Annotated in this window: 21 protein-coding genes; 10 read left to right on the forward strand and 11 right to left on the reverse strand. The window is 67.8% G+C overall.

What is annotated here, in order from left to right; genetic code table 11:
• Positions 1-125: 125 nt before the first annotated feature.
• Together AB4850_RS28195 and AB4850_RS28200 are read left to right on the forward strand one after the other, a co-directional pair.
• Positions 126-1955 carry a glycoside hydrolase family 15 protein gene (locus AB4850_RS28195; protein WP_414442717.1) on the forward strand — a complete coding sequence of 610 codons (1830 nt, stop codon included), beginning with the start codon at positions 126-128 and terminating at the stop codon, positions 1953-1955.
• Positions 1956-2188: 233 nt separating this feature from the next.
• On the forward strand, positions 2189-3730 hold the full coding sequence (locus tag AB4850_RS28200; RefSeq protein WP_414442718.1) for a polyhydroxyalkanoate depolymerase: 1542 nt from the start codon (positions 2189-2191) through the stop codon (positions 3728-3730).
• Between the two features lie 111 nt (positions 3731-3841).
• Here the strand turns inward: AB4850_RS28200 and AB4850_RS28205 are convergent, their stop codons facing one another.
• A complete protein-coding gene (locus AB4850_RS28205) occupies positions 3842-4474 on the reverse strand; it encodes a TetR/AcrR family transcriptional regulator (protein ID WP_414445634.1) in 633 nt (210 codons plus the stop codon).
• Between the two features lie 252 nt (positions 4475-4726).
• Here AB4850_RS28205 and rsxB point away from each other — a divergent pair, with 252 nt between their 5' ends.
• Positions 4727-5584, forward strand: coding sequence for an electron transport complex subunit RsxB (rsxB, locus tag AB4850_RS28210; RefSeq protein WP_414442719.1), 858 nt, complete (start codon positions 4727-4729; stop codon positions 5582-5584).
• Complete coding sequence (gene nth, locus AB4850_RS28215) at positions 5581-6225, forward strand: endonuclease III (protein WP_414442720.1); 645 nt, start codon at positions 5581-5583, stop codon at positions 6223-6225. The genes rsxB and nth overlap by 4 nt, the downstream gene beginning before the upstream one ends.
• Positions 6226-6336: 111 nt before the next feature.
• On the opposite strand, the gene AB4850_RS28220 is transcribed toward nth, so the two are convergent.
• Positions 6337-7272 (reverse strand): DMT family transporter, encoded by a 936-nt coding sequence (locus tag AB4850_RS28220; RefSeq protein WP_414442721.1) that lies wholly within the window; start codon positions 7270-7272, stop codon positions 6337-6339.
• 189 nt (positions 7273-7461) lie between these two features.
• Between AB4850_RS28220 and AB4850_RS28225 the strand changes: the two genes are divergently transcribed.
• On the forward strand, positions 7462-7896 hold the full coding sequence (locus AB4850_RS28225) for a DUF1841 family protein (RefSeq protein ID WP_414442722.1): 435 nt from the start codon (positions 7462-7464) through the stop codon (positions 7894-7896).
• A 109-nt stretch (positions 7897-8005) separates the two neighbouring features.
• Here AB4850_RS28225 and AB4850_RS28230 read toward each other — a convergent pair whose 3' ends face one another.
• Positions 8006-8374, reverse strand: coding sequence for a c-type cytochrome (locus tag AB4850_RS28230; protein WP_414442723.1), 369 nt, complete (start codon positions 8372-8374; stop codon positions 8006-8008).
• A 38-nt stretch (positions 8375-8412) separates the two neighbouring features.
• On the reverse strand, positions 8413-8775 hold the full coding sequence (locus AB4850_RS28235; protein ID WP_414442724.1) for a c-type cytochrome: 363 nt from the start codon (positions 8773-8775) through the stop codon (positions 8413-8415).
• Between the two features lie 269 nt (positions 8776-9044).
• On the opposite strand from AB4850_RS28235, the gene AB4850_RS28240 reads away from it, so the two are divergent.
• From AB4850_RS28240 to AB4850_RS28260, 5 genes are all read left to right on the forward strand, one after another.
• Positions 9045-9887, forward strand: coding sequence for an AAA family ATPase (locus tag AB4850_RS28240; protein WP_414442725.1), 843 nt, complete (start codon positions 9045-9047; stop codon positions 9885-9887).
• A gap of 85 nt (positions 9888-9972) precedes the next feature.
• Positions 9973-11148, forward strand: coding sequence for a vWA domain-containing protein (locus AB4850_RS28245; protein WP_414442726.1), 1176 nt, complete (start codon positions 9973-9975; stop codon positions 11146-11148).
• A 167-nt stretch (positions 11149-11315) separates the two neighbouring features.
• The gene (locus AB4850_RS28250) at positions 11316-12527 is read left to right on the forward strand and encodes a benzoate/H(+) symporter BenE family transporter (RefSeq protein WP_414442727.1); all 1212 of its coding nucleotides are present in this window, start codon (positions 11316-11318) and stop codon (positions 12525-12527) included.
• 292 nt (positions 12528-12819) lie between these two features.
• Positions 12820-13773: a transaldolase gene (gene tal / locus AB4850_RS28255; RefSeq protein ID WP_414442728.1), complete on the forward strand. Its 954-nt coding sequence runs from the start codon at positions 12820-12822 to the stop codon at positions 13771-13773.
• 189 nt (positions 13774-13962) lie between these two features.
• On the forward strand, positions 13963-14397 hold the full coding sequence (locus AB4850_RS28260) for a VOC family protein (protein ID WP_414442729.1): 435 nt from the start codon (positions 13963-13965) through the stop codon (positions 14395-14397).
• Positions 14398-14509: 112 nt separating this feature from the next.
• On the opposite strand, the gene mctP is transcribed toward AB4850_RS28260, so the two are convergent.
• From mctP to AB4850_RS28295, 7 genes are all read right to left on the reverse strand, one after another.
• Positions 14510-16060 (reverse strand): monocarboxylate uptake permease MctP, encoded by a 1551-nt coding sequence (gene mctP / locus AB4850_RS28265; RefSeq protein WP_414442730.1) that lies wholly within the window; start codon positions 16058-16060, stop codon positions 14510-14512.
• Positions 16057-16299: a DUF3311 domain-containing protein gene (locus AB4850_RS28270; protein ID WP_414442731.1), complete on the reverse strand. Its 243-nt coding sequence runs from the start codon at positions 16297-16299 to the stop codon at positions 16057-16059. Before AB4850_RS28270 ends, mctP begins: the two co-directional genes overlap by 4 nt.
• Positions 16300-16586: 287 nt before the next feature.
• Complete coding sequence (locus AB4850_RS28275) at positions 16587-17504, reverse strand: spermidine synthase (RefSeq protein ID WP_414442732.1); 918 nt, start codon at positions 17502-17504, stop codon at positions 16587-16589.
• 151 nt (positions 17505-17655) lie between these two features.
• A complete protein-coding gene (locus AB4850_RS28280) occupies positions 17656-18168 on the reverse strand; it encodes a DNA-deoxyinosine glycosylase (protein WP_414442733.1) in 513 nt (170 codons plus the stop codon).
• A gap of 8 nt (positions 18169-18176) precedes the next feature.
• The gene (locus tag AB4850_RS28285; protein WP_414445635.1) at positions 18177-18776 is read right to left on the reverse strand and encodes a chorismate--pyruvate lyase family protein; all 600 of its coding nucleotides are present in this window, start codon (positions 18774-18776) and stop codon (positions 18177-18179) included.
• The gene (htpG, locus tag AB4850_RS28290) at positions 18776-20674 is read right to left on the reverse strand and encodes a molecular chaperone HtpG (protein ID WP_414442734.1); all 1899 of its coding nucleotides are present in this window, start codon (positions 20672-20674) and stop codon (positions 18776-18778) included. The genes AB4850_RS28285 and htpG overlap by 1 nt, the downstream gene beginning before the upstream one ends.
• A 164-nt stretch (positions 20675-20838) precedes the next feature.
• On the reverse strand, positions 20839-22332 hold the full coding sequence (locus AB4850_RS28295) for a PLP-dependent aminotransferase family protein (RefSeq protein WP_414442735.1): 1494 nt from the start codon (positions 22330-22332) through the stop codon (positions 20839-20841).
• Positions 22333-22359: the final 27 nt, after the last annotated feature.

Genomic DNA, 22359 nt, shown 5'->3' on the forward strand with positions numbered 1-22359 from the left:
TCAACGATTCGGGCGGCCCTGCCCGTTTCGTTCGAACGAAGTATACGGGGCCGTGCGCGCCAGCGTCGTTTCGCGGCGCGCACGGCTCGGAAAGCCAATCGTCAGCATCACGGAGAACTGCATACATGCCAGCCCTCATCGAAGACTACGCGCTCGTCGGCGACGGCCATACCGCGGCCCTGATCTCGCGCGACGGCTCGGTCGACTGGCTCTGCTGGCCCCGCTTCGACTCGGGCGCCTGCTTCGCCGCGCTGGTCGGCACGCCCGACCACGGCCGCTGGCTGATCCGCCCGTCCGCCGACGCCAAGATCCTGTCGAGCACGCGCCGTTATCGCGGCGAAACCCTGATCCTCGAAACCGATTACGAATGCGAGACGGGCTCCGTCACCGTGGTGGATTTCATGCCGCCCGGCAACGGCTGGTCCGAACTCGTGCGCATCGTGATCGGCAAGCGCGGCCACGTGCCGATGCAGATGGAACTGGTGCTGCGCTTCGATTACGGTTTCTCGATCCCGTGGGTCACGCGGCTGTCGCGCGAAGCCGGCATGAAGGCGATCGCCGGCCCCGACACGGTGGCGCTGCGCACCCCGGTGCCGCTGTCGGGCGAAAACCTGCGCACCGTCGCCGAATTCACCGTGCATGCCGAGGAGCGCGTGCCGTTCTCGCTGGCCTATGCACCGTCGCATCTGCGCCTGCCGCCGGCGCGCGAACCGCTGTCGATGCTCGCGCGCACCGAGAATCACTGGCTCGAATGGTCGTCGCGCTGCCAGATCCAGGGCCGCTACGCCGGCGCCGTGCGCCGCTCGCTGATCACGCTGAAGGCGCTGGCCTACGAGCCGACCGGCGGCATCGTGGCCGCGCCCACCACCTCGCTGCCCGAGCACATCGGCGGCACGCGCAACTGGGATTACCGCTTCTGCTGGCTGCGCGACGCCACCATCACGCTGCTCGCGCTGATGCGCGCCGGCTACTACGACGAAGCACGCGCCTGGCGCGCCTGGCTCGGCCGCGTGATGGCCGGCTCGCCCGAGCAGATCCAGATCATGTACGGCATCGCCGGCGAACGCCGCCTGCCCGAAATGGAGCTCGACTGGCTGCCCGGCTATCAGGATTCCAAACCGGTGCGAATCGGCAACAACGCGGCCAACCAGCTTCAGCTCGACGTGTTCGGCGAGGTGATGGCCGCGCTGCACCTGGCGCGCGTCGGCGGCTTGCAGGCCGACGATACCGTCTGGTCCGTCCAGTGCGCGCTGCTCACCCATCTCGAGAAAATCTGGCGCGAGCCCGACGAAGGCATTTGGGAAACGCGCGGCGGCCGCAAGCACTTCACGTTCTCGAAGATCATGGCGTGGGTGGCGTTCGATCGCGCGATCAAGTCGGCCGAGCAGTTTCGCCTGCCGGCGCCGCTCGACCACTGGCGCGCGCTGCGCGACGCGATCCACGAGGACGTGTGCCAGAACGCCTGGAACGAGAGCAAGCAGGCGTTCTCGCAGAGCTATGGCAGCGACGAGCTCGACGCGAGCGTGCTGATGCTGCCGTTGGTCGGCTTCCTGCCTCCGTCGGACCCGCGCGTGGTCGGCACGGTCGAGGCGATCGAGCGCGAGCTGCTGCACGGCGGCCTGGTGATGCGTTACCGCACTACCGATTTCGACGACGGCCTGCCGCCCGGCGAAGGCACCTTCCTCGCCTGCAGCTTCTGGCTGGTCGACAACTACGCGCTGCTCGGCCGGATCGACGACGCCCACCGGCTGTTCCGCCGGCTGCTGTCGCTGGCCAACGATCTGGGCCTGCTGGCCGAGGAATACGATCCGATCGAGGGGCGCCTGGTCGGCAATTTCCCGCAGGCGTTCTCGCACGTCGCGCTGGTGCATACGGCCATGAACCTGATGCACCACGAGGAAGAGATGGCGCAGGCGGCGGGCCAGCCGATGGCGGTGGAAACCGACGGCCGCTGAGGTCGTCGAGCCGTTCGGCAGCACGATTTTGCGACAGGGGCGAGTCAGTTTGCGGATTCGTAAAACATCGCAAAATCAACCCCGCATGGGGAAAATGCTGCGTTGCGGCATGAGGCGGAACCCGCTATGATCGTCGCGACTGGCCGGCCACCGAATACCGTGGTCCGGCCCCGGACTTGACTGCGCGCCGCGGCGAAGAGCGCTCCCGCGACGCTCTCCCCTCGGGAGCCCTCATGCTTTACCAAATGCACGAATTCCAGCGGGCGTTGTTGAGTCCGCTGACCGCCTGGGCACAGGCCGCGTCGAAATCCTTCGCCAATCCGTCCAGCCCGCTGTCGCTGATGCCCGGCGCCACGCGCTGGTCCGCGGCCTACGAGCTGATGTACCGGCTCGGCAAGGACTACGAAAAACCCGAATTCAACCTGCACCAGATCGAGAAGGACGGCCATCACATTCCGATCGTCGAGCAGACGGTCATCGAAAAGCCGTTCTGCCGGCTGCGCCGCTTCAAGCGCTTCGCCGACGATTCGGTGGCGGTCGGCCAGTTGAAGGAAGAGCCGGTGGTGCTGGTGTGTGCGCCGCTGTCGGGCCACCACGCCACGCTGCTGCGCGACACCGTGCGCACGCTGCTGCAGGATCACAAGGTCTACATCACCGACTGGATCGACGCGCGCATGGTGCCGGTGGAAACCGGCCCGTTCCATCTGGACGACTACGTCGATTACATCCAGGATTTCATCCGCCATATCGGCGCGCGCAACCTGCACGTGATCTCGGTGTGCCAGCCCACCGTGCCGGTGCTCGCGGCGATCTCGCTGATGGCGAGCCGCGGCGAGGACACCCCGCTGACCATGACCATGATGGGCGGCCCGATCGACGCGCGAAAGAGCCCCACCTCGGTCAACTCGCTGGCCACCAACCATTCGCTCGCGTGGTTCGAGAACAACGTGATCCACACGGTGCCGGCGAACTATCCGGGCGAAGGCCGCCAGGTCTATCCGGGCTTCCTGCAGCACACCGGCTTCGTCGCGATGAACCCCGAGCGTCATGCGCAATCGCACTGGGATTTCTACCAGAGCCTGATGCGCGGCGACGAGGAAGACGCGGAAGCCCATCGCCGCTTCTATGACGAGTACAACGCGGTGCTCGACATGGCCGCCGAGTATTACCTCGACACGATCCGCCTGGTGTTCCAGGAATTCGGCCTGGCCGAAGGCACCTGGGACGTGCGCGGCGAGCGCGTCAAGCCGGCCGACATCAGCCAGACGGCGCTGATGACGATCGAAGGCGAGCTCGACGATATTTCCGGCAGCGGCCAGACGCACGTCGCGCAGGAGCTGTGCACCGGCATTCCCGACGAACACCGCCGCAGCCTGACCGCCGAGAAGTGTGGCCACTACGGGATCTTCTCGGGCCGCCGCTGGCGCACCATCATCTACCCGCAACTGCGCGAGTTCATCCGTGAGCACCAGCCGGCCTCGAAAACGCCGGCCGGCGCGGCGCCGGTCGCACCGGGCAACGATGATGCGATCAGCGTGACGGCGTCGCAGGCCGCCGCCAGCCCGGCAATCAGTGCCGCCGCTCAGAATGCCGCAGCCGGCACCGCGCACGCCGCGCCGGCCAAGGCCGCGCAACGCACCACGCCCAAGCGCAGCGCCGCCGGCTCGCGCCGTTCGCCGGCCCAACCGGCCACGTCGACCAAGCCTGCCGCCAAGAAGGCCGTCGCACCGAAGGCTTCGCCGGCCCGCTCGCCGCGCGCCCGCAAAACGGTCTGAGCCTCGCGGGCGCGCAGCACGCGCCCGCTTCCACGACGCACGACAACGCCCCGCCCGGCGAGACACAGCCGGGCGGGGCGTTGCGCATTCGGAAGAGGAAAAGGCGCGCGCTCAGCGACGCAACAGATAGGACAGCAGAATATCGGTGTTCATGCGCACCATTTCGGCGCGTTCCTCAGGTGTGCTGAAGTCTCGGCCGAGCATGGCCGCCAGCGTGTAGCGGTTCGACACGATGTAATAGCCGAGCCCCGACAGCGTCACGTAGAAGCGCAGCGGATCGACGTCCGAACGGAACAGCCCGGCCGCCTGGCCGCGCGCGAGCACGCTGCCGAGCGTCTGCACCAGCGGAGAGATCATCGCGCGCAGGCTGTCCGCCTTCATCATGTAGCGCGCTTCGTGCAAGTTTTCGTTGTTGACGAGGCGCAGCAGCTCCGGATGATCCCGGTAGTAATCCCAAATGAAATGCGCAAGCCGAGTGACGGCCTCGACGGGCGGCACGCCGTCGAATTCGAGCACGCGCTCGGCTTCGTTCAGGGCGGAAAACGAATGTTCGAGGACGGCCGTGAACAACTGCTCCTTGCTGCCGAAGTAGTAGTACAGCATCCGTTCGTTGGTTTCGGCACGGCGGGCGATCTGGTCGACGCGCGCACCGGACAGGCCACCACTGGCGAATTCTTCTGCGGCGGCCAGCAGGATGCGGCGCCGGGTTCCTTCCGGGTCTCTTTTGATTTTCGGCTGAGTCATGTGTTTTGGCCCGCGTGATTCGCGTGATTCAGTCGGCATCGCCGGGGCGTCCGATCCGCATCCGGCACCGGGGGCCGACCCGGCCGGATAGGCGGTCGCGCCCTGCAGCGGTCGAGCAAAAAATGCGCCTTGATTATGCGCATAGGCGCAGCCGAGCGCAAGGCGGGAAATCGGCGATAATTGCGCTTTGCCGAACCCTGCAGGCCGCGCTGAAACGCCCTTCCCCCGGCGCGCGCCGCCTCTGCCGTCACCGTGACCGACATCCAGAAACTCGCGGATCGCATCGAAGATCTGCTTCCCCAGACGCAATGCACGAAGTGCGGCTACGAAGGCTGCCGACCCTACGCCGAGGCGATCGCCAACGGCACGGCCGGCTACAACCAGTGCCCGCCCGGCGGCCATGAAGGCATCGAGCGGCTTGCCGCGTTGCTCGGCAAGCCCGTGATTGCGCTCGCCGTCGAGCATGGCGAGGAGCGCCCGCGGCCGCTCGCCGTGATCGACGAACAGCTCTGCATCGGCTGCACGCTGTGCATGCAGGCCTGCCCGGTCGATGCGATCGTCGGAGCGCCCAAGCAGATGCATACCGTGATCGCCGAGCTGTGCACCGGCTGCGACCTGTGCGTGCCGCCCTGCCCGGTCGACTGCATCGACATGATTCCGGTCACCGGCGCGCGCACCGGCTGGGATGCCTGGACCCAGCAACAGGCCGACGGCGCACGCGCGCGCCACGACCAGCGCCTGGCCCGCCAGCAGCGGGCGCGCGAAGCCGCCGAGGCCCGCGCGGCGGCACGCCGAGCGGCCAGCGCCGCGAGCGCCGCCGAGGCCGCCCCTGCCGTCGAGGCCAGCGCCGCCATGCCGCAGGCCGCCGACGATCCGGAAGCGAAGAAGCGTGCGATCATCGCCGCCGCGCTGGAACGCGCACGCAAGAAGAAGGAAGAACTGGCCGCGAGCGGCAGCGCGCCGAAAAACACCGACAACGTCAGCCCGGCCGTGCAGGCACAGATCGACGCCGCCGAGGCGCGCCGCAAGCGCATCGAGGCCGAACGCCAGGCAGCCGATGCCGCCACCTCCAACGGCGAACCGCCGGCCACGCCGCCCCGCACCGAATGAACGCCAACAAACGACGCGCGATCTACGAAACGCTGCAAAGCCTGAACCCGCATCCGACCACCGAGCTCGAATACACCACACCGTTCGAACTCCTGATCGCCGTGCTGCTGTCGGCGCAGGCCACCGACGTTTCGGTCAACAAGGCGATGCGCAAGATGTTCCCGGTGGCGAACACGCCGGCGCAAATCCTCGCACTCGGCGAGGCCGGTGTGACCGACTACATCAAGACGATCGGGCTGTACAAGACCAAGGCGAAGAACGTCGTGGCGACCTGCCGGATCCTGCTCGATCAATACGGCGGCGAGGTGCCGGCCGATCGCGAAGCGCTCGAAGGCCTGCCCGGCGTGGGCCGCAAGACGGCCAACGTGGTGCTGAACACCGCGTTCGGGCAGCCGACCATCGCCGTCGATACGCATATCTTCCGCGTCGCCAACCGCACCGGCCTCGCGCCCGGCAAGGATGTGCGCGCCGTCGAGGCTGGGCTGGAGAAGTTCACGCCGGCCGAATTCCTGCAGGATGCACACCACTGGCTGATCCTGCACGGCCGCTACGTGTGCAAGGCGCGCCGGCCCGAATGCTGGCATTGCGCGATCGAGCCGCTCTGCGAATTCCGGCCCAAGACGCCGGCGCCGATCGAGTAAATCGTTCGTCATGCGAAGCGATACGCAAGTACGCGGCGGCTTCGGCTGCCGTTTTTTCATCGGCATCCGGTAGCGTTCAGTATCCGGTCGATTGTTTCGCAGTCCGATCCGTCATGCGTTGGCGGTCGCCGTGGCGGCATCGTCGGCCTTGCCGCCTGCCTTGACAAGCCACAGCACGGCCGTCAGCACCGCCACGCCGCCCGCCCACTGCAGCGGCGAAAGCGCTTCGCCGAACAGCAGCGCCGCGAGCGCGACCGTTACCACCGGCTCCAGCGTCGACAGCATCGAGGTGCGCGCCGCGCCGAGCAACGCGAGCCCGGCGAAGAACGCCAGCATCGCGCCGACCGTCGAGACCAGCGCGATACCGAGCAGTGCGAACCAGCTCGTCGTGGTGTGCGGCCAGTGCGGCGCGACACCGAACGCGGCCAGCCGCACCAGCGCGATCAGCACGAACATCGCGGTGGCGGCCAGGCAGATGATGGCCGTGGTGGCGAGCGGATCGACGCCGCGCGTGGCGCGCGCGCCGGCCACGATATAGAGCGAATAGATCACGGCGGCGGCCAGCGACAACGCGATGCCGAGCGGCTCGCCATGCCCGCCGCCGACCATCAGCGCCGAACCGGCCACGCACAGCACCAGCGCCATCGCCTTCCTGCGCGTGAGCCGCTCGCCGAGCCACCACGCCGCCAGCAGCGTGACGAACGCCGGATACAGGTACAGCAGCAGCGCGACCAGGCTGGCCTGCGCATGCTGCAATGCAGTGAAATAGCAGAACGACTGGCCAACGTAGCCGATCGCGCCCATCGCCGCGATCCGCGCGCAGGCGCGCCCGCCAGGCCATGCCACGCCGCGACGCCAGGCGATCAGGGCCAGCAGCGCGCCGCCGACGCCGAAGCGGAAGATCAGCAGGCCCAGCACGTCGACGCCGCCCGCATACGCGTAGCGGCCGAAGATCGCCATCGCGCCGAACGCGGCGGCCGACAGCGCGACGATCAGGGCGCCGCGAACGGCGGTGGACGGCGAAGCCTGCGCGGCGACGATGCTCATGAGCGAACCTGCTGGGGCGAACCCGCGGTGGAAGGATGAAAGGGCTGAACGGCCAACCGGCGATTCTAGCGAGCGCCGCGCCCGCCCGGTACTCAGGAAAGCGCGCAGCCCGGCCCGGCAGCGCGCGCGGCGGCGGCGTAGAATGGCCGCTTTCGCGGCACCTCGACCGCCTGCCAGAGCCCCCGAATCATGTTCAATCCGAGCCGCGACGAAGTGCGTCGCTTCTTCATCGACGCCCGCCGCAAACAGCGCCAGGGCGAAATCCTCACGCCGCTTGAAGCGATCGCCGCCGACTGGATCGTCGAGCATCCCGAATACCACGCGGAGCTCGACGACGACACCGAAGCGGGCGTCCGCGAATATCCGCCCGAGGCCGGCCGCACCAATCCGTTCCTGCATCTGTCGATGCATCTGGCGATCAGCGAACAGTTGTCGATCGACCAGCCGCCCGGCATCCGCGCCGCGCACGAGAAGCTGGCCGGGCGCCTGCCGTCGGCGCACGACGCGCAGCACGCGATCATGGAATGCCTCGGCGAGACGATCTGGGAAGCGCAGCGCACCGGTACGCCGCCCGATACCGATGCCTACCTGCAGCGCATCCTGCGCCGCGCCTCGCGCGACTGAGCACGCGCGGCGGGCCCCTCGCCAACCTGCGTCGCCAACGTCTCGCGCCCCAAAAAAAATGCCCCGCTTCAGCGGGGCATTTCATACCGGCCTCAGCCTAGGCGGCCGCTCACTTCTTGAACACCAGGCTGCCCGGCAGCGATTCCAGATAGGCCGCGATGTCGTTCATGTCGCCCACCGACAGGCTCTGCACCTGCGCCTGCATGATCGCGTTGTTGCGGCCGAGCAGCGGGTTGGTCAGGCCCATCTGGTACTGGCGCATCGCCCAGACGAGGTAGTCGGCGCGCTGCCCCGCGATGCGCGGATATTCGGCGTTGATCGGATTGTCGAGCTTGGTGCCGTGGCAGGCGGCGCAGTTGTGCGACTCGACGAGCTGCTTGCCCTTGGCCGCATCGGCCGCGTGCGCGACGCCCGTCGCGAGGCAGGCGGCCAGCGCAAGCGCCGCCGCGATGCGGAATGCCGGTTGAGGCTTGGTCATGGAGGCTCCTGTGCGGCTGAGCGAACGCCAGCGCGGGCTTATTTGTAGGGATTGATCTTCGAATCGGGCTTCTGGGCAGCGTAGTACGCGGCGAGATCCGCGATGTCCTGGTCGGTCAGCGACGCGGCAACCGCGTTCATCGACCCGAAATGGCGGTCCTTCTTCCGGTACGCCTTCAGCGCGTTTTCCAGGTATTGCTGATTCTGCCCGCCCAGCAGCGGCACCCGGTACACCTCCGGATACGCAGCGCGGTAATCTTCGATGCCATGACAGCCGATGCACGTCGCAGCCTTGGCGGCCCCGTCTTTCGGGTTGCCTGCCGCACGGGCCGCCGGAGCGGCGGACACCGCGAGCGCTACGATTACCGCGGCCACGACCTGTTTGCCGACGAAATTGTTCATAGCTTGTACCTAGCTTGAGGGGAAAACCTGTCGCCCGGTAAGGCAACGGACTGCGTCATTTTGCTTATAGATGAGACACGCAGGCCGAAAAGCGGGCCGATTGTACCGCGCTGCCGACGACGCAGTCCATCCGCGCCAGCCCTGCCCCGCACCCACCCGCTCCGGCCCGCAAACCCCCACCGGACAACGCCCGCCACGATACCAAGGGCCGCCCCGACGCAACAGCGCCTTTGACTTATACTGGGATTTTTCGCAGGAAACAGGCCGCCATGCGCTTCGAAGGTTCCTCGCAATATGTCGCCACCGACGACCTCAAGCTCGCCGTCAACGCGGCGCTGACGCTGCAACGCCCGCTGCTCGTCAAGGGCGAGCCCGGCACCGGCAAGACCATGCTGGCCGAGGAAGTGGCCGCCGCGCTCGGCATGCCGTTGCTGCAGTGGCACGTCAAGTCCACCACCAAGGCGCAGCAGGGCCTGTACGAATACGACGCCGTCTCGCGGCTGCGCGATTCGCAGCTCGGCGACGAGCGCGTCAAGGACATCGCCAACTACATCGTGCGCGGCGTGCTCTGGCAGGCCTTCGACGCCGACGAACCCTGCGTGCTGCTGATCGACGAGGTCGACAAGGCCGACATCGAATTCCCGAACGACCTGCTGCGCGAGCTCGACCGCATGGAATTCCATGTGTACGAAACGCGCCAGATGGTGCGCGCCCGGCACCGGCCGCTCGTCATCATCACGTCGAACAACGAGAAGGAGCTGCCCGACGCGTTCCTGCGCCGCTGCTTCTTCCATTACATCCAGTTCCCCGATCCGGTGACGATGCAGCGCATCATCGAGGTCCACTACCCCGGCATCAAGCAGGCGCTGGTGCGCACCGCGCTCGAGAGTTTCTTCGAATTGCGCGGCGTCGCCGGGCTCAAGAAAAAACCTTCGACGTCCGAACTGCTCGACTGGCTCAAGCTGCTGCTGGCCGAGGATATTCCCCCCGAAGCGCTGCGCTCCACCGACCACAAGCTGGTGGTGCCGCCGCTGGCCGGCGCGCTGCTCAAGAACGAGCAGGACATGAGCCTGTTCGAGCGGCTGGTGCAGATGAACCGCCACAACCGCTGAACGCCACGCCGCCGCCGAGGAACCCGATCGTGCCCTGCCCCGCCTTCGCCCCCGTGACCTGCGCTCGCCGCGCAGGGGTTTCGCGATGCTGATCGATTTCTTCTATTCGCTGCGCGCGGCCAAGCTGCCTGTTTCCGTCAAGGAATACCTGATGCTGCTCGATGCGCTGCGTCAGGACGTCATCCCGCCGTCGATCGATGCGTTCTACTACCTGTCGCGCATGACGCTGGTGAAGGACGAGCAATATTTCGACCGCTTCGATCAGGCGTTCGGCGCGTATTTCCACGGCGTGGCCACGCTGCCCGCCGACGCATTCGAGATCCCGCCCGACTGGCTCGAAAAGAAGCTGCAACGCGAGCTGACGCCCGAGGAACGCGCGCAGATCGAGGCGCTCGGCGGCCTCGACAAGCTGATGGAGCGCCTGCGCGAGCTGTTCGACGAGCAGAAGGAGCGCCACGAAGGCGGCAACAAATGGATCGGCACGGGCGGCACCTCGCCGTTCGGGCATGGCGGCTATAACCCGGAAGGCGTACGCATCGGCGGCCCGTCGAACGGCAACCGCACCGCGCTGAAGGTGTGGGAAGCGCGCGGCTACCGCGATTACGACGATTCGGTCGAACTCGGCACGCGCAACATCAAGGTGGCGCTGCGCCGGTTGCGGCGCTTCGCGCGCGAGGGCGCGGCCGACCAGCTCGATCTGCCCGGCACGATCCGCAGCACGGCCGCCAACGCCGGCTGGCTCGACCTGCGCATGGTGCCCGAGCGGCACAACAACGTGAAGGTGCTGATGCTGCTCGACGTGGGCGGCTCGATGGACGACCACATCCAGCGCACCGAGGAGCTGTTCTCGGCAGCCAAGGCCGAGTTCAAGCACCTGGAGTTCTACTACTTCCACAACTGCGTCTACGACTACCTGTGGAAGCACAACCGCCGCCGCCACGCCGAGCGCACGCCCACCTGGGACCTGCTCCACAAGTTCACGCCCGACTACAAGCTGATCTTCGTCGGCGACGCCACCATGAGCCCCTACGAGGTGGTGCAGCCGGGCGGTTCGGTCGAATACAACAACCCGGAGGCCGGCAGCGTCTGGCTGCGCCGGCTGGCCGACCAGTTCCCGCATCACGCCTGGCTCAACCCCGAGCCCGAGCGGCTATGGGAGTACCGGCAATCGGTGTCGATCATCCGCGACCTGCTCGGCGCGCGCATGTATCCGCTGACGCTGGCCGGGCTCGAATCGGCGATGCGGCAGTTGAGCAAGTAAGCGCGCCGCCCGCCGTCGTGCGGGCCGCCGGTGCATCTCGTCACCACAGGCGCCACGGGTTTCCGTAATATCCCGGCTTCACCGGTTTTGCACGCCGCCGCCGATCCGTCCGGATCGCCGCGCGGCGCCCGGTTCGCCGCCCCTCCCCGCTTCGGAGTGCTTGACACATGAACCCGTCCCACGCGCCCGGCACGCCGCCGGCCGCTCCCGCCCCGCGCTTCTTCGCGGATACCTCGCTGTCGGCGCTGGTCGCCGGTTTCGTCGCGATGATGACGGGCTACACCAGCTCGCTGGTGCTGATGTTCCAGGCCGGGCGCGCCGCCCACCTGAGCGACGCGCAGATTTCCTCGTGGATCTGGGCGCTGTCGATCGGCATGGGCGTGACCACCGTCGGCCTGTCGCTGCGCTATCGCGCGCCCGTGGTGGTGGCATGGTCCACGCCCGGCGCGGCGCTGCTGGTGGCCTCGCTGCCCGGCGTGCCGTACCCGTACGCGATCGGCGCGTTCGTGGTGTGCGCGCTGCTGCTGACGGCGATCGGCGTGAGCGGCGTGTTCGATTCGCTGATGCGGCGCATCCCGTCGGGCATCGCCGCTGCGCTGCTGGCCGGCATCCTGTTCGAGATCGGCATCGAGATCTTCCGCGCGGCGCAATTCCAGGCCGGCCTCGTGATCGCGATGTTCCTGACCTATCTGGTCGTCAAGCGGCTCGCGCCGCGCTACGCGATCGTCGCCACGCTGGTGGCCGGCACCGCGGTGGCCGGCGCGCTCGGCCTGCTCGACTTCAGCCGGTTCCGGATCGCGTTCGCGCACCCGGTGCTGACCGTGCCGGCGTTCTCGGTGTCGGCGATCGTCAGCATCGGCATTCCGCTGTTCGTGGTGGCGATGGCCTCGCAGAACGTGCCGGGCATCGCCGTGCTGCGCGCCGACGGCTACACCACGCCGTCCTCGCCGTTGATCGCAACCACCGGCCTCGCCTCGCTGGCGCTTGCGCCATTCGGCTCGCACGGCGTCAACCTGGCCGCCATCACCGCCGCGATCTGCACCGGCCCCGAGGCTCACGAGAACCGCGCGCGGCGCTATCCGGCGGCCGTCTGGTGCGGCGTGTTCTATTTGGTGGCGGGCGTGTTCGGCGCGACCATCGCCGCGCTGTTCGACGCGCTGCCGAAGGCGCTGGTGGTGTCGGTGGCCGCGCTGGCGCTGTTCGGCTCGATCATGAGCGGGCTGTCCAACGCGATGCAGGACGTCCGGCAGCGCGAGGCGGCGCTCGTCACGTTCATGACGACGGCGTCGGGCCTGACGCTGCTGTCGATCGGCCCGGCGTTCTGGGGGCTGGTGGCCGGCGTGATCACGCAGGTGATTCTCAACGCGCGGCGGGGGTGAGGGCGCGGGTCGGCAATCATTCCTGCGCCGCCCGCCTCCCCCCGCCTGCGCCGACACTCGGCCGCCATCGCGCACCGGCGCGGCAACGGCCAGCCCCCGGGCACGCCCGATGCTCCCTCGCTTGCGTTCGGCTCGACACGGACGCCGCCCCGAATCGGGCCTAGAATAGAGCACTTCGGTCGCCGGCCCGCCCTCCGTTCCAGGGGCGAGCCGCCGGCCCGCTTCGCCGCCGCGCGTTCGCCGCGCGGCCCTCCGTCGAACCCGGCGCGCTGCGCCTCTTCAACGATTCGCCATGACTACCGCACTCGACCAGCTGAAGCAATACACGACCGTTGTCGCCGATACCGGCGATTTCCAGCAGCTCGCGCAGTATCAGCCGCAGGACGCGACCACCAACCCCTCGCTGATCCTGAAGGCGGTCCAGAAGGACGCCTACAAGCCCCTGCTCGAAAAAACCGTGCGCGACCACGCGGGCGAATCGACCGACGTCATCATCGACCGCCTGCTGATCGCATTCGGCACCGAAATCCTCAAGATCATCCCGGGCCGCGTCTCGACCGAAGTCGACGCGCGCCTGTCGTTCGACACGCAACGCTCGATCGACAAGGGCCGCGAACTGATCCGCCTCTACGAAGCCGCCGGCATCGGCCGCGAACGCGTGCTGATCAAGCTCGCCTCGACCTGGGAAGGCATCCGCGCCGCCGAGGTGCTGCAGAAGGAAGGCATCAAATGCAACATGACGCTGCTGTTCTCGCTGGCCCAGGCCGCCGCCTGCGCCGAAGCGGGCGCGCAACTGATCTCGCCGTTCGTCGGCCGGATCTACGACTGGTACAAGAAGCAGGCCGGCGCCGATTGGAGTGAAGAGAAGAACGGCGGCGCGAACGATCCGGGCGTGCAGTCGGTGCGCCGCATCTACGCGTATTACAAGAAGTTCGGCTACAAGACCGAAGTGATGGGCGCGAGCTTCCGCACCACCAGCCAGATCACCGAACTGGCCGGCTGCGACCTGCTGACGATCAGCCCGGATCTGCTGCAGAAGCTGCACGAGAGCAACGACAAGGTCGAGCGCAAGCTGTCCGGCGACAGCGGCCAGGACGCCCCGGCCGAACGCGTGGCGATCGACGAGGCGTCGTTCCGCTTCCAGCTGAACGACGACGCGATGGCCACCGAAAAGCTCGCCGAAGGCATCCGCGCGTTCTCGGCCGACGCGGTCAAGCTCGACGGCCTGATCGAAGCGCTGCGCTGATCGATGGGCGGCATCGCCCGCCAGCCCACGCAACGGCCGCCTCGCGCGGCCGTTGTCGTTTCCGCCGTTTCGTCAACGGCCGCGTGCAAGCACTACAATTCCCGTCACGGAGCGCGCTCGCCGTTGCCGGCGGCGCCGTTCCCCACCCGTTTGTTCAGCAGGACGAACGAAGCTGCCAAGGAGACGACGATGCAAGTGCAACCGTACCTGTTCTTCGGAGGCCGCTGCGACGAGGCGATTGCCTTCTACCGCAGCGCCATCGGCGCGGAAGTCCAGATGTTGATGCGCTTCAGGGATGCGCCGCCGAACCCCGGCCAGCCGATCGATCCGGCCTCGGCCGACAAGGTCATGCACGCGAACCTGCGCATCGGCGAATCGCAACTGATGTGCTCGGACGGCGACGTGCGGCCCGGCGCGCCGCAGCAGGTGCACGACGGCTATTCGCTGTCGCTGAACCCGCCCGGCGTGGACGAGGGAAAGCGGATCTTCGCGGCGCTGGCCGAGGGCGGCACGATCGTGATGCCGTTCGGGCCGACGTTCTGGGCGCTCGGCTTCGGCATGCTGCGCGACCGCTTCGGCGTGCACTGGATGGTCAACGTCGAGGACCCGGCCGCGCGGCCCTGAACCCGCCCCACGCAAACCATCGAATAGCAAGGCCGGCCCCGACGCATGCAGCGGGGCCGGCCTCGCTCGTCAATCCATTCGTCATCCGAACAAAACCCCGACGCCCGCGCGTTCACCCCTCCGCCACGTCGAGATAATCCTCGGGCCGCGTGCGATCCTCGGCGCGCGCCATGCCGCTCGCGCGCACCGCCAGGCTGACCACCACCGACACCACCAGGTTGACCACCAGCGACCACACTGCCGCATAACCGGGAATCGCCAGGCCGAACAGGTGGATCGTGAAGATCGAGCCGGCCAGCTTCAGCGAGATCGCCATCCAGGTGCCGCACACGATGCCGGCGGCCCAGCCGGCCAGCAGGCCGCGATGGTCGAGCACGCGCGTGTAGAGGCCCAGCACGATCGCCGGCAGCGTCTGGATGATCCAGATGCCGCCGAGCAGTTGCAGTTGAATCGCGTAGGTCAGCGGCAGGCCGAGGATGAAGGCCACCGCGCCCACCTTGACGATCAGCGACACCAGCTTCGCGACGTTGGTCTCCTGATGCGGCGTCATGTTGCGGTTGAAGAACTCGCGGTGGATGTTGCGCGTGTAGAGATTGGCCGCCGCGATCGACATGATCGCGGCCGGCACCAGCGCGCCGATCCCGATCGCAGCGAACGCCACGCCGACGAACCACGACGGGAAGAAGTGCAGGAACAGCGCCGGCACCGCGAAGTTCGCGCCGTAGGCCTTGAAGTACGGCGCGAACTCGGGCATGTCCTTCACGCCCGAGGCCAGCGCCATGTAGCCGAGAAGCGCCAGCAACCCGAGCACGAACGAGTAGGCCGGCAGCATCGCCATGTTGCGGCGGATCGTGTTGCCCGAGGCCGACGACAGGATCGCCGTGACCGAGTGCGGATAGAGGAACAGCGCGAGCGCCGAGCCCACCGCGAGCGTCGCATAGGCGCTGTAGCCGTTCAGGCTCGATACGTCCGGCGCCTTCAGCATCAGCTTGGCCGGCGGCACCGAGCCGAAGATATGGCCGAAGCCGCCCAGTTGCGACGGGATCACGATGATGGCGGCGGCGATCGTCACGTAGATCAGGATGTCCTTGACGATCGCGATCATGGCCGGCGCGCGCAGCCCCGAGGTGTACGTATAGGCCGCCAGGATCGCGAACGCGATGATCAGCGGCAGGTCGCCGAGCAGGCCATGCGTGTCGATGCCGAGCCCGCCGATCACCACCTCGATGCCCACCAGTTGCAGCGCGATGTACGGCATGGTGGCGACGATGCCCGTCACCGCCACGGCCAGCGCCAGCATCCGGCTGCCGTAGCGCGCGCCGACGAAATCGGCCGCGGTCACGTAGCCCTGGCGCTTGGCGATGCTCCACAGCTTCGGGAACACCACGAACGCGAATGGGTAGATCAGGATCGTGTACGGCAGCGCGAAGAAGCCCATCGCGCCGGCGCCGAACACCAGCGCGGGCACCGCCACGAACGTGTAGGCGGTATAGAGATCGCCGCCGAGCAGGAACCACGTGACGATCGTGCCGAAGCGCCGCCCGCCGAGGCCCCACTCGTCGAGCTGGGCCAGATCGCCGCGCCGCCAGTGCGCGGCCACGAAGCCGAGGATCGTCACGCCGACGAAGAACAGCACGAAGACAATAGTTGCGGTCACGTTCATGGCCCGCCCTCCTTCGTGCCGCTCGCGCGCCAGCAGTGCTTGGTCTTGCCGTAGACGAACGCGGTGATCGCCGCGCTGGCCAGCACCCAGGCGAGCTGATACCAATAAAAGAATGGGAATCCGAACCATTGCGGTTCGACCTTGGCGTACGACGGCACCCAGACCATCGCCACCACCGGCAACACCAGCAACCAGAGCCAGCGCTTGGCGGCCTGGTTGGCCTTGGCTTCGTGAGCCATGACGTCTCCTCTCATGCTCGATTGTTTGGAGTCTTGAACGAGTTGGGCGGCACGGGCGCACGCAGGCCGATCGGCGGCGGTTCCCGGCTCGCAGAGTATAAGAGCCGGGAAAACCGGCAGATACGCGGGCGAACCCGGAGCAGGAGGCCGTCCGGCAACGGCGAGGGAAACAGCGGGGCGGAGGGTTGCGGCGGGAGAAACGAAACGGCCCGCGCCGGCCGGAAAAACCGGTGGCGCGGGCCTGAGCGCAAAGTGCGGAGAGCGCGGCGCGGGCCGCGCGCCGGCTGTCAGATCGTGAACGTGGCCGCGTCGCCGCCGGCCGATTCCTGAAACCCCTGGACCCACTTGCGGGCCGGCAGCTTCAGCGTGTCCTCGATCAGCGCCGCGCGTTCGTTCAGTTGTGCGTACGTTACCGCGAGCGCCGGGCCAGAAAACGCGAACGCGATCCGGTTGCCGTCGTGCACTTCCGGCAGCGCGATCACGCGCTGCTCGAACGCCGCGTTCAGGTGCTTCATGTTGCGCACGAAGCTCGGATGATCGCCGAACAGGTTGATGACGGCGACGCCGGCCTCGTCGAGGCAAGCACGCGCGGCGCGATAGAACGCCACGCTGTCGAGCACGGGGCCGCGCGCGGTGGCGTCGTACAGGTCGATCTGCAGCGCGCCGACGGTGCCGCGATTGGCCGGATCATTGACGAAATCCCAGGCGTCCGCTTCATGCACGGTCAGGCGCTCGTCGTCGTGCGGCATCGCGAACATCGTATGCGCGGCCACGATCACGGCCGGGTTCAGCTCGACCGCCTCGATGCGTGCGCGCGGCAGGTAGGCATGCGCGAACTTGGTCAACGCGCCGGTGCCGAGGCCCAGTTGGACGATGCGCTCGGGCGTGTCGAGGAACAGCAGCCAGGCCATCATCTGCTGCGCGTATTCGAGTTCGAGCGCGAGCGGCTTGCTCAGGCGCATCGCGCCCTGCACCCACTCGGTGCCGAAATGCAGATACCGCACGCCGCGCTCCTCGGAGAACGTCACGGGCGCGAAACGCGGCTTGCGCGGCGCCTCGATCACGGGTGCGTCGCTGAGATCGTCGTGGTTGGCGCGCGATTTGGAACGCACGCCGGCATGCTTGGCAACGGCTTCGTCGGCTCGCGAATTGTCGCGGCGAAACGCGCGCGCCTCGGCGGACGCGCGCTTGATCAGTCGGGTCATCTGGATGGCTCGCGCAGGCTGCGCGACTCGGTAGGAACGGGAGGACGAGAGGATAGCATCGGCGCGAGGCGGCTGGCCGTTTCATGGCGGGCTTCACGGCTGATTTCGCGGCCGCCGTGGCGCTCCCGCCGTGGCGCTCGTTTGCGCGGCTTCAGCCGGTCAGCCCGCGCCACATCGCGAGCTTCTGCGCAAACGACATCGACGCATGCGCCGGGCTGCTCGACGGCAGCCGCACGATCCGGTAGCGCGAGGCCAGTTCACCGAGCGTCTTTTCGCCGAGCGTCGCGGCCTTGCCGCCGTTGAAGCCGATCGTCTCGAGCGCGGGCAGGCTGGCCACCAGCCGTTGCAGATCGTTGCCGAGGTGATTGCGGATCGCGCTGTCGAGGCTGCCGTCGCGTTGCGCTTCGGCGATCACGTCCCAGAGGCCGAAGCCGTGCTGCAACAGCGTGTGCAGGCGCGCCTCGTAGGCCAGCGGCCGCAACGGCACGCCGAGCACCTCGCCGAGCAGATCCCAGAATTTGTTTTGCGGATGCGCGTAATACTGGCCGTGCGCCAGCGAGGCCGCGCCCGGCAGGCTGCCGAGCAGCAGCACGCGCGTCCCGCCGTCGACCACCGGCGGGAAGCAGCGCTTGAAGGCGGAATCGATGGCGCCGGCCGGATCCATGTGCGGAATCAGAAAACGCCGGCAAGCGCGGCCGGCGCGCCGATCACGCGCCGCCAGAGGCCCGGCAGCATGCATTCGGTCACCATCAGCGGCGCACGATGCCGCTCGAACACCGAGCGGCGCGCGACGAACGCATGCACCGGCGGCTCGCCGGCCGGCAGCGCCCGCTCGGCCAGCGCATGCACCGGATGCCCGGCAATCACGCGCCGGCTGACCAGCGCCGAGCGCCCGACCTGCGGATCGCTGTAGAGCAGTTCCGCGAGCGGCCGCGTGCGCAGCCGGCGGATCGCCTGCCACACGCCGCGGCTCGCGCCAAGCGGCGTCAGGCTGTGCGCGGCCACGCACGGCTCGCCGTCCACACTCAGCACCACCTCGCGCACCCAGCAGGCGCTGCGCGAGCTCAGGCCGAGCGCGGCCGGCTCGTCCGCCCAGGGCGCGGCCACCACTTCGCGCGTCACGCGCACGGTGACCTTGCCGAGCTTGGCCAGATGCGCGGTCAGCGAGCCGCCGCGCGTGAGCCAGTCCTTCTGCGCCGCGTGCAGGCCGGGGCGCGGTGGCGCGCTCCAGCCCGCGCCCGCCGCGTCGAATAGCACGCGCGGGCCGTGCATCACGCGCCGCGCGACAGCAGCAGGGCGTTGGTGCGCTTGACGAAGGCCGCCGGATCTTCCAGCGAGCCGCCTTCGGCCAGCATCGCCTGATCGAACAGCAGGTGGCACCAGTCGGCGAAATCGGCGCCGTCGGCGTTCAACTGCTTGATCAGCGGATGCTCGGGGTTCACTTCGAGGATCGGCTGCATCGACGGCGCCTGCTGGCCCGCCGCCTTCAACATGCGCTGCAGGTAGCCGCTCATGTCGTGATCGTCGGCCACCAGGCACGACGGCGAATCGGTCAGGCGGAACGTCACGCGCACCTCCTTGACCTTCTCGCCGAGCGTGGCCTGGATCTTCTCGACGATCGGCTTCATCGCCTCGCCGGTTTCTTCCTGGGCCTTCTTCTCGGCGTCGTCGATCGAACCGAGATCGAGGTCGCCACGCGCCACGCTGGCGAGCGGCTTGCCGTCGAATTCGTTCAGGTACGACAGCATCCACTCGTCGACGCGGTCCGTCAGCAGCAGCACCTCGACGTCCTTCTTGCGGAACACTTCCAGATGCGGGCTGTGCTTCGCGGCTTGCCAGGCGTCGGCCGTGACGTAGTAGATCTTGCTTTGCTCGGGCTTCATGCGCGACACGTAGTCGGCCAGCGACACCGTCTGCTCGGCCGTATCGCCGTGCGTCGAGGCGAAGCGCAGCAGCTTGGCGATACGCTCGCGGTTCGCGTTGTCCTCGCCCACGCCTTCCTTGAACACCTGGCCGAACTCGTTCCAGAACGTCTTGAACTTATCCTTGCCTGCGTCGTCCTCGGCGTTCGCGAGCTCTTCGAGCATCGACAGCACGCGCTTGGTCACGCCGTCGCGAATGGTGCGCACGTCGCGGCTTTCCTGCAGGATTTCACGCGACACGTTCAGCGGCAGATCGGCCGAATCGACGATGCCCTTCACGAAGCGCAGGTATTGCGGCAGCAGTTGTTCGGCGTCGTCCATGATGAACACGCGCTTCACGTACAGCTTCAGGCCGCCGCGGTAATCGCGGTTCCACATGTCGAACGGCGCGTGCGCCGGCACGTACAGCAGCTGCGTGTATTCGCTGCGGCCTTCGACGCGGTTGTGCGTCCAGGCGAGCGGGTCCTGGTGATCGTGCGCGACGTGCTGGTAGAACTGCGTGTACTGCTCGTCGGTGATCTCGGATTTCGAACGCGTCCACAGCGCGCTCGCCTGGTTGATGGTTTCGTCTTCGTCCTTCGCGACCATCTCGCCCTTTTCCTGATCCCATTCTTCCTTCTGCATCAGGATCGGCAGGCCGACGTGGTCGGAGTATTTCTGGATGATCGACTTCAGCTTGTGCGACGACAGCAGGTCGTCCTCGCCCTCGCGCAGATGCAGCGTGATGGTGGTGCCGCGCTGCGTGCGCTCGATCGCGTCGACCGTGAAATCGCCCTCGCCCGCGCTTTCCCAGCGCACGCCTTCCGAGGCCGGCGCGCCGGCGCGGCGCGTTTCGACCGTGATGCGGTCGGCGACGATAAAGCCCGAATAGAAGCCCACGCCGAACTGGCCGATCAGCGCGGCGTCGCGCTGCTGGTCGCCCGACAGCTTCGAGAAGAATTCCTTGGTGCCCGAGCGGGCGATCGTGCCGAGGTTGGCGATCGCCTCGTCGCGGCTCATGCCGATACCGTTGTCGTCGATCGTCAGCGTGCGCGCGGCGCGGTCGTAGCCGATGCGGATACGCAGGTTCGGATCGTTTTCGTACAAGGCGCCATTTTCGAGCGCCTCGAAACGGAGCTTGTCGGACGCGTCGGACGCGTTCGACACCAGTTCGCGCAGGAAGATTTCCTTGTTGCTGTACAGCGAATGGATCATCAGATGGAGGAGCTGCTTGACCTCCGCCTGGAAGCTCATCGTTTCATGTGCCATGGCGATTTTCCTGTGACTGATCGGTTGAATGGGTGCGGATCCGCATGCGGATCGTCTTCGGGCACCGAAATGGGGTCGGCCGGGGGGCTTTTCAAGACCCCACGGCCGGAGATGTTATCGACCTGGCCCCATCAGAACCGGCGGGGGCCGGGACGATACGCGGTTCAGGCCGCGTCCAGCTCGCCGCGTTCGGCCTCGGCCGTGCGGCGCGGCACCGAATCAAGGTAGCGCGCGAGGAATCCGGCCAGCGCCGGATCGCCGCAGTTCGCGACGTTGAAGCGCGTCCAGGTGGACGGCGACTGCTGCGGCGAGAACAGCCCGCCCGGCGTCAGCAGGAAACCCTCCTCGTGCGCCGCGGCGGCCAGCGCGCTGGCGTCGGCGCCGGTGTCGGCCCACAGGAACATGCCGGCCGCCGGCATCGTGAACAGGCGCATGCCGACCCGCTCCAGCATCCGCGCGGTCTTGTCGCGCACGCCGTCGAGCCGCCCGCGCAGCCGCTCCACGTGGCGCCGGTAATGCCCCTCGGTCAGCACCTTGTAGAGCACCCGCTCGTTGAGTTCCGGCGTGGCCATGCCGGCCAGCATCTTCTGGTCGGTCAGCGCATTGGCGATCTCGGGCGCGCAGGCCACGTAGCCCACGCGCAGGTTCGCCGCCAGCGTTTTGGAGAAGCTGCCGAGGTAGATCACGCGCTTCAGTTGATCGAGGCTCGCGAGCCGCGTGGCCGGGTAGCGCGCCGGGCACAGGTCGCCGTAGATGTCGTCCTCGACCACCAGGAAATCGTAGGCCTCGGCAAGCCGCAGGATGCGAAACGCCTGCGCGGCCGACAGCGAGGTGCCGGTGGGGTTCTGCAGCACCGAATTGATCACGAGCATCTTCGGCCGCCATTGCTGCACGAGCGTTTCGAGCGCGTCGAGATCGGGACCGTCGGGCGTGTAGGGCATGCCCACCAGCCGCGCGCCCTGCGAGGCGAAGCGGCCGAACATCTGGAACCAGGCCGGATCGCCGACGATCACGGCATCGCCCGGGCGCACGTAGAGCCGCGCGATCAGGTCGATGGCTTGCGTGACGCCGGACACCAGCACGATCTGCTCGGGCGACGCGCCGATCTCGGCCTCGGCCAGCCGCGTCTGCAACTGCTGGCGCAGCGGCAGGAAGCCCTGCGCGCTGCCCAGGCCGAGCATCTGCGCGCCGCTCTGGCGGCCCAGCGCGCGCAGCGCGCCGGTGATCAGTTCGCCGTCGAGCCAGCGCGCCGGCAGATAGCCGAGCCCCGGCCCCTTTTCCGGGCTGACCGTATGCAGCATGTTGCGCAGCAGCCAGACCACGTCGAGCGTGTTGTCGACCGGCGCGGGCGGCGTGTCCTTGCCGGGCCGGCCCGATTCGCCGGGCAGCGCGGCCGGCGTGCGCTCGCGCACGTAGAAGCCCGAGCCGCGCCGCGAATCGAGGTAACCCTGCGCGACCAGCCGCTCGTAGGCCTCCACCACGGTGAAGCGCGACACGTTCTTGTCGATGGCGAGCTTGCGGATCGACGGCATCCGCATGCCGGGGCGGAACACCCGCTCGTCGATGCGGCGGCGCGCCCACTGCACGAGCTGATCGACCAGCGTGAGCGTGGCGGTATCGTGCGGCGCGGGAATCTGGTCGAGCGGAACGGTGGACATCGCGATCCCTTGGAACTGTACAGAAAA

The organism is Burkholderia sp. 22PA0106, from assembly GCF_047497155.1.
Taxonomy (GTDB): domain Bacteria; phylum Pseudomonadota; class Gammaproteobacteria; order Burkholderiales; family Burkholderiaceae; genus Burkholderia.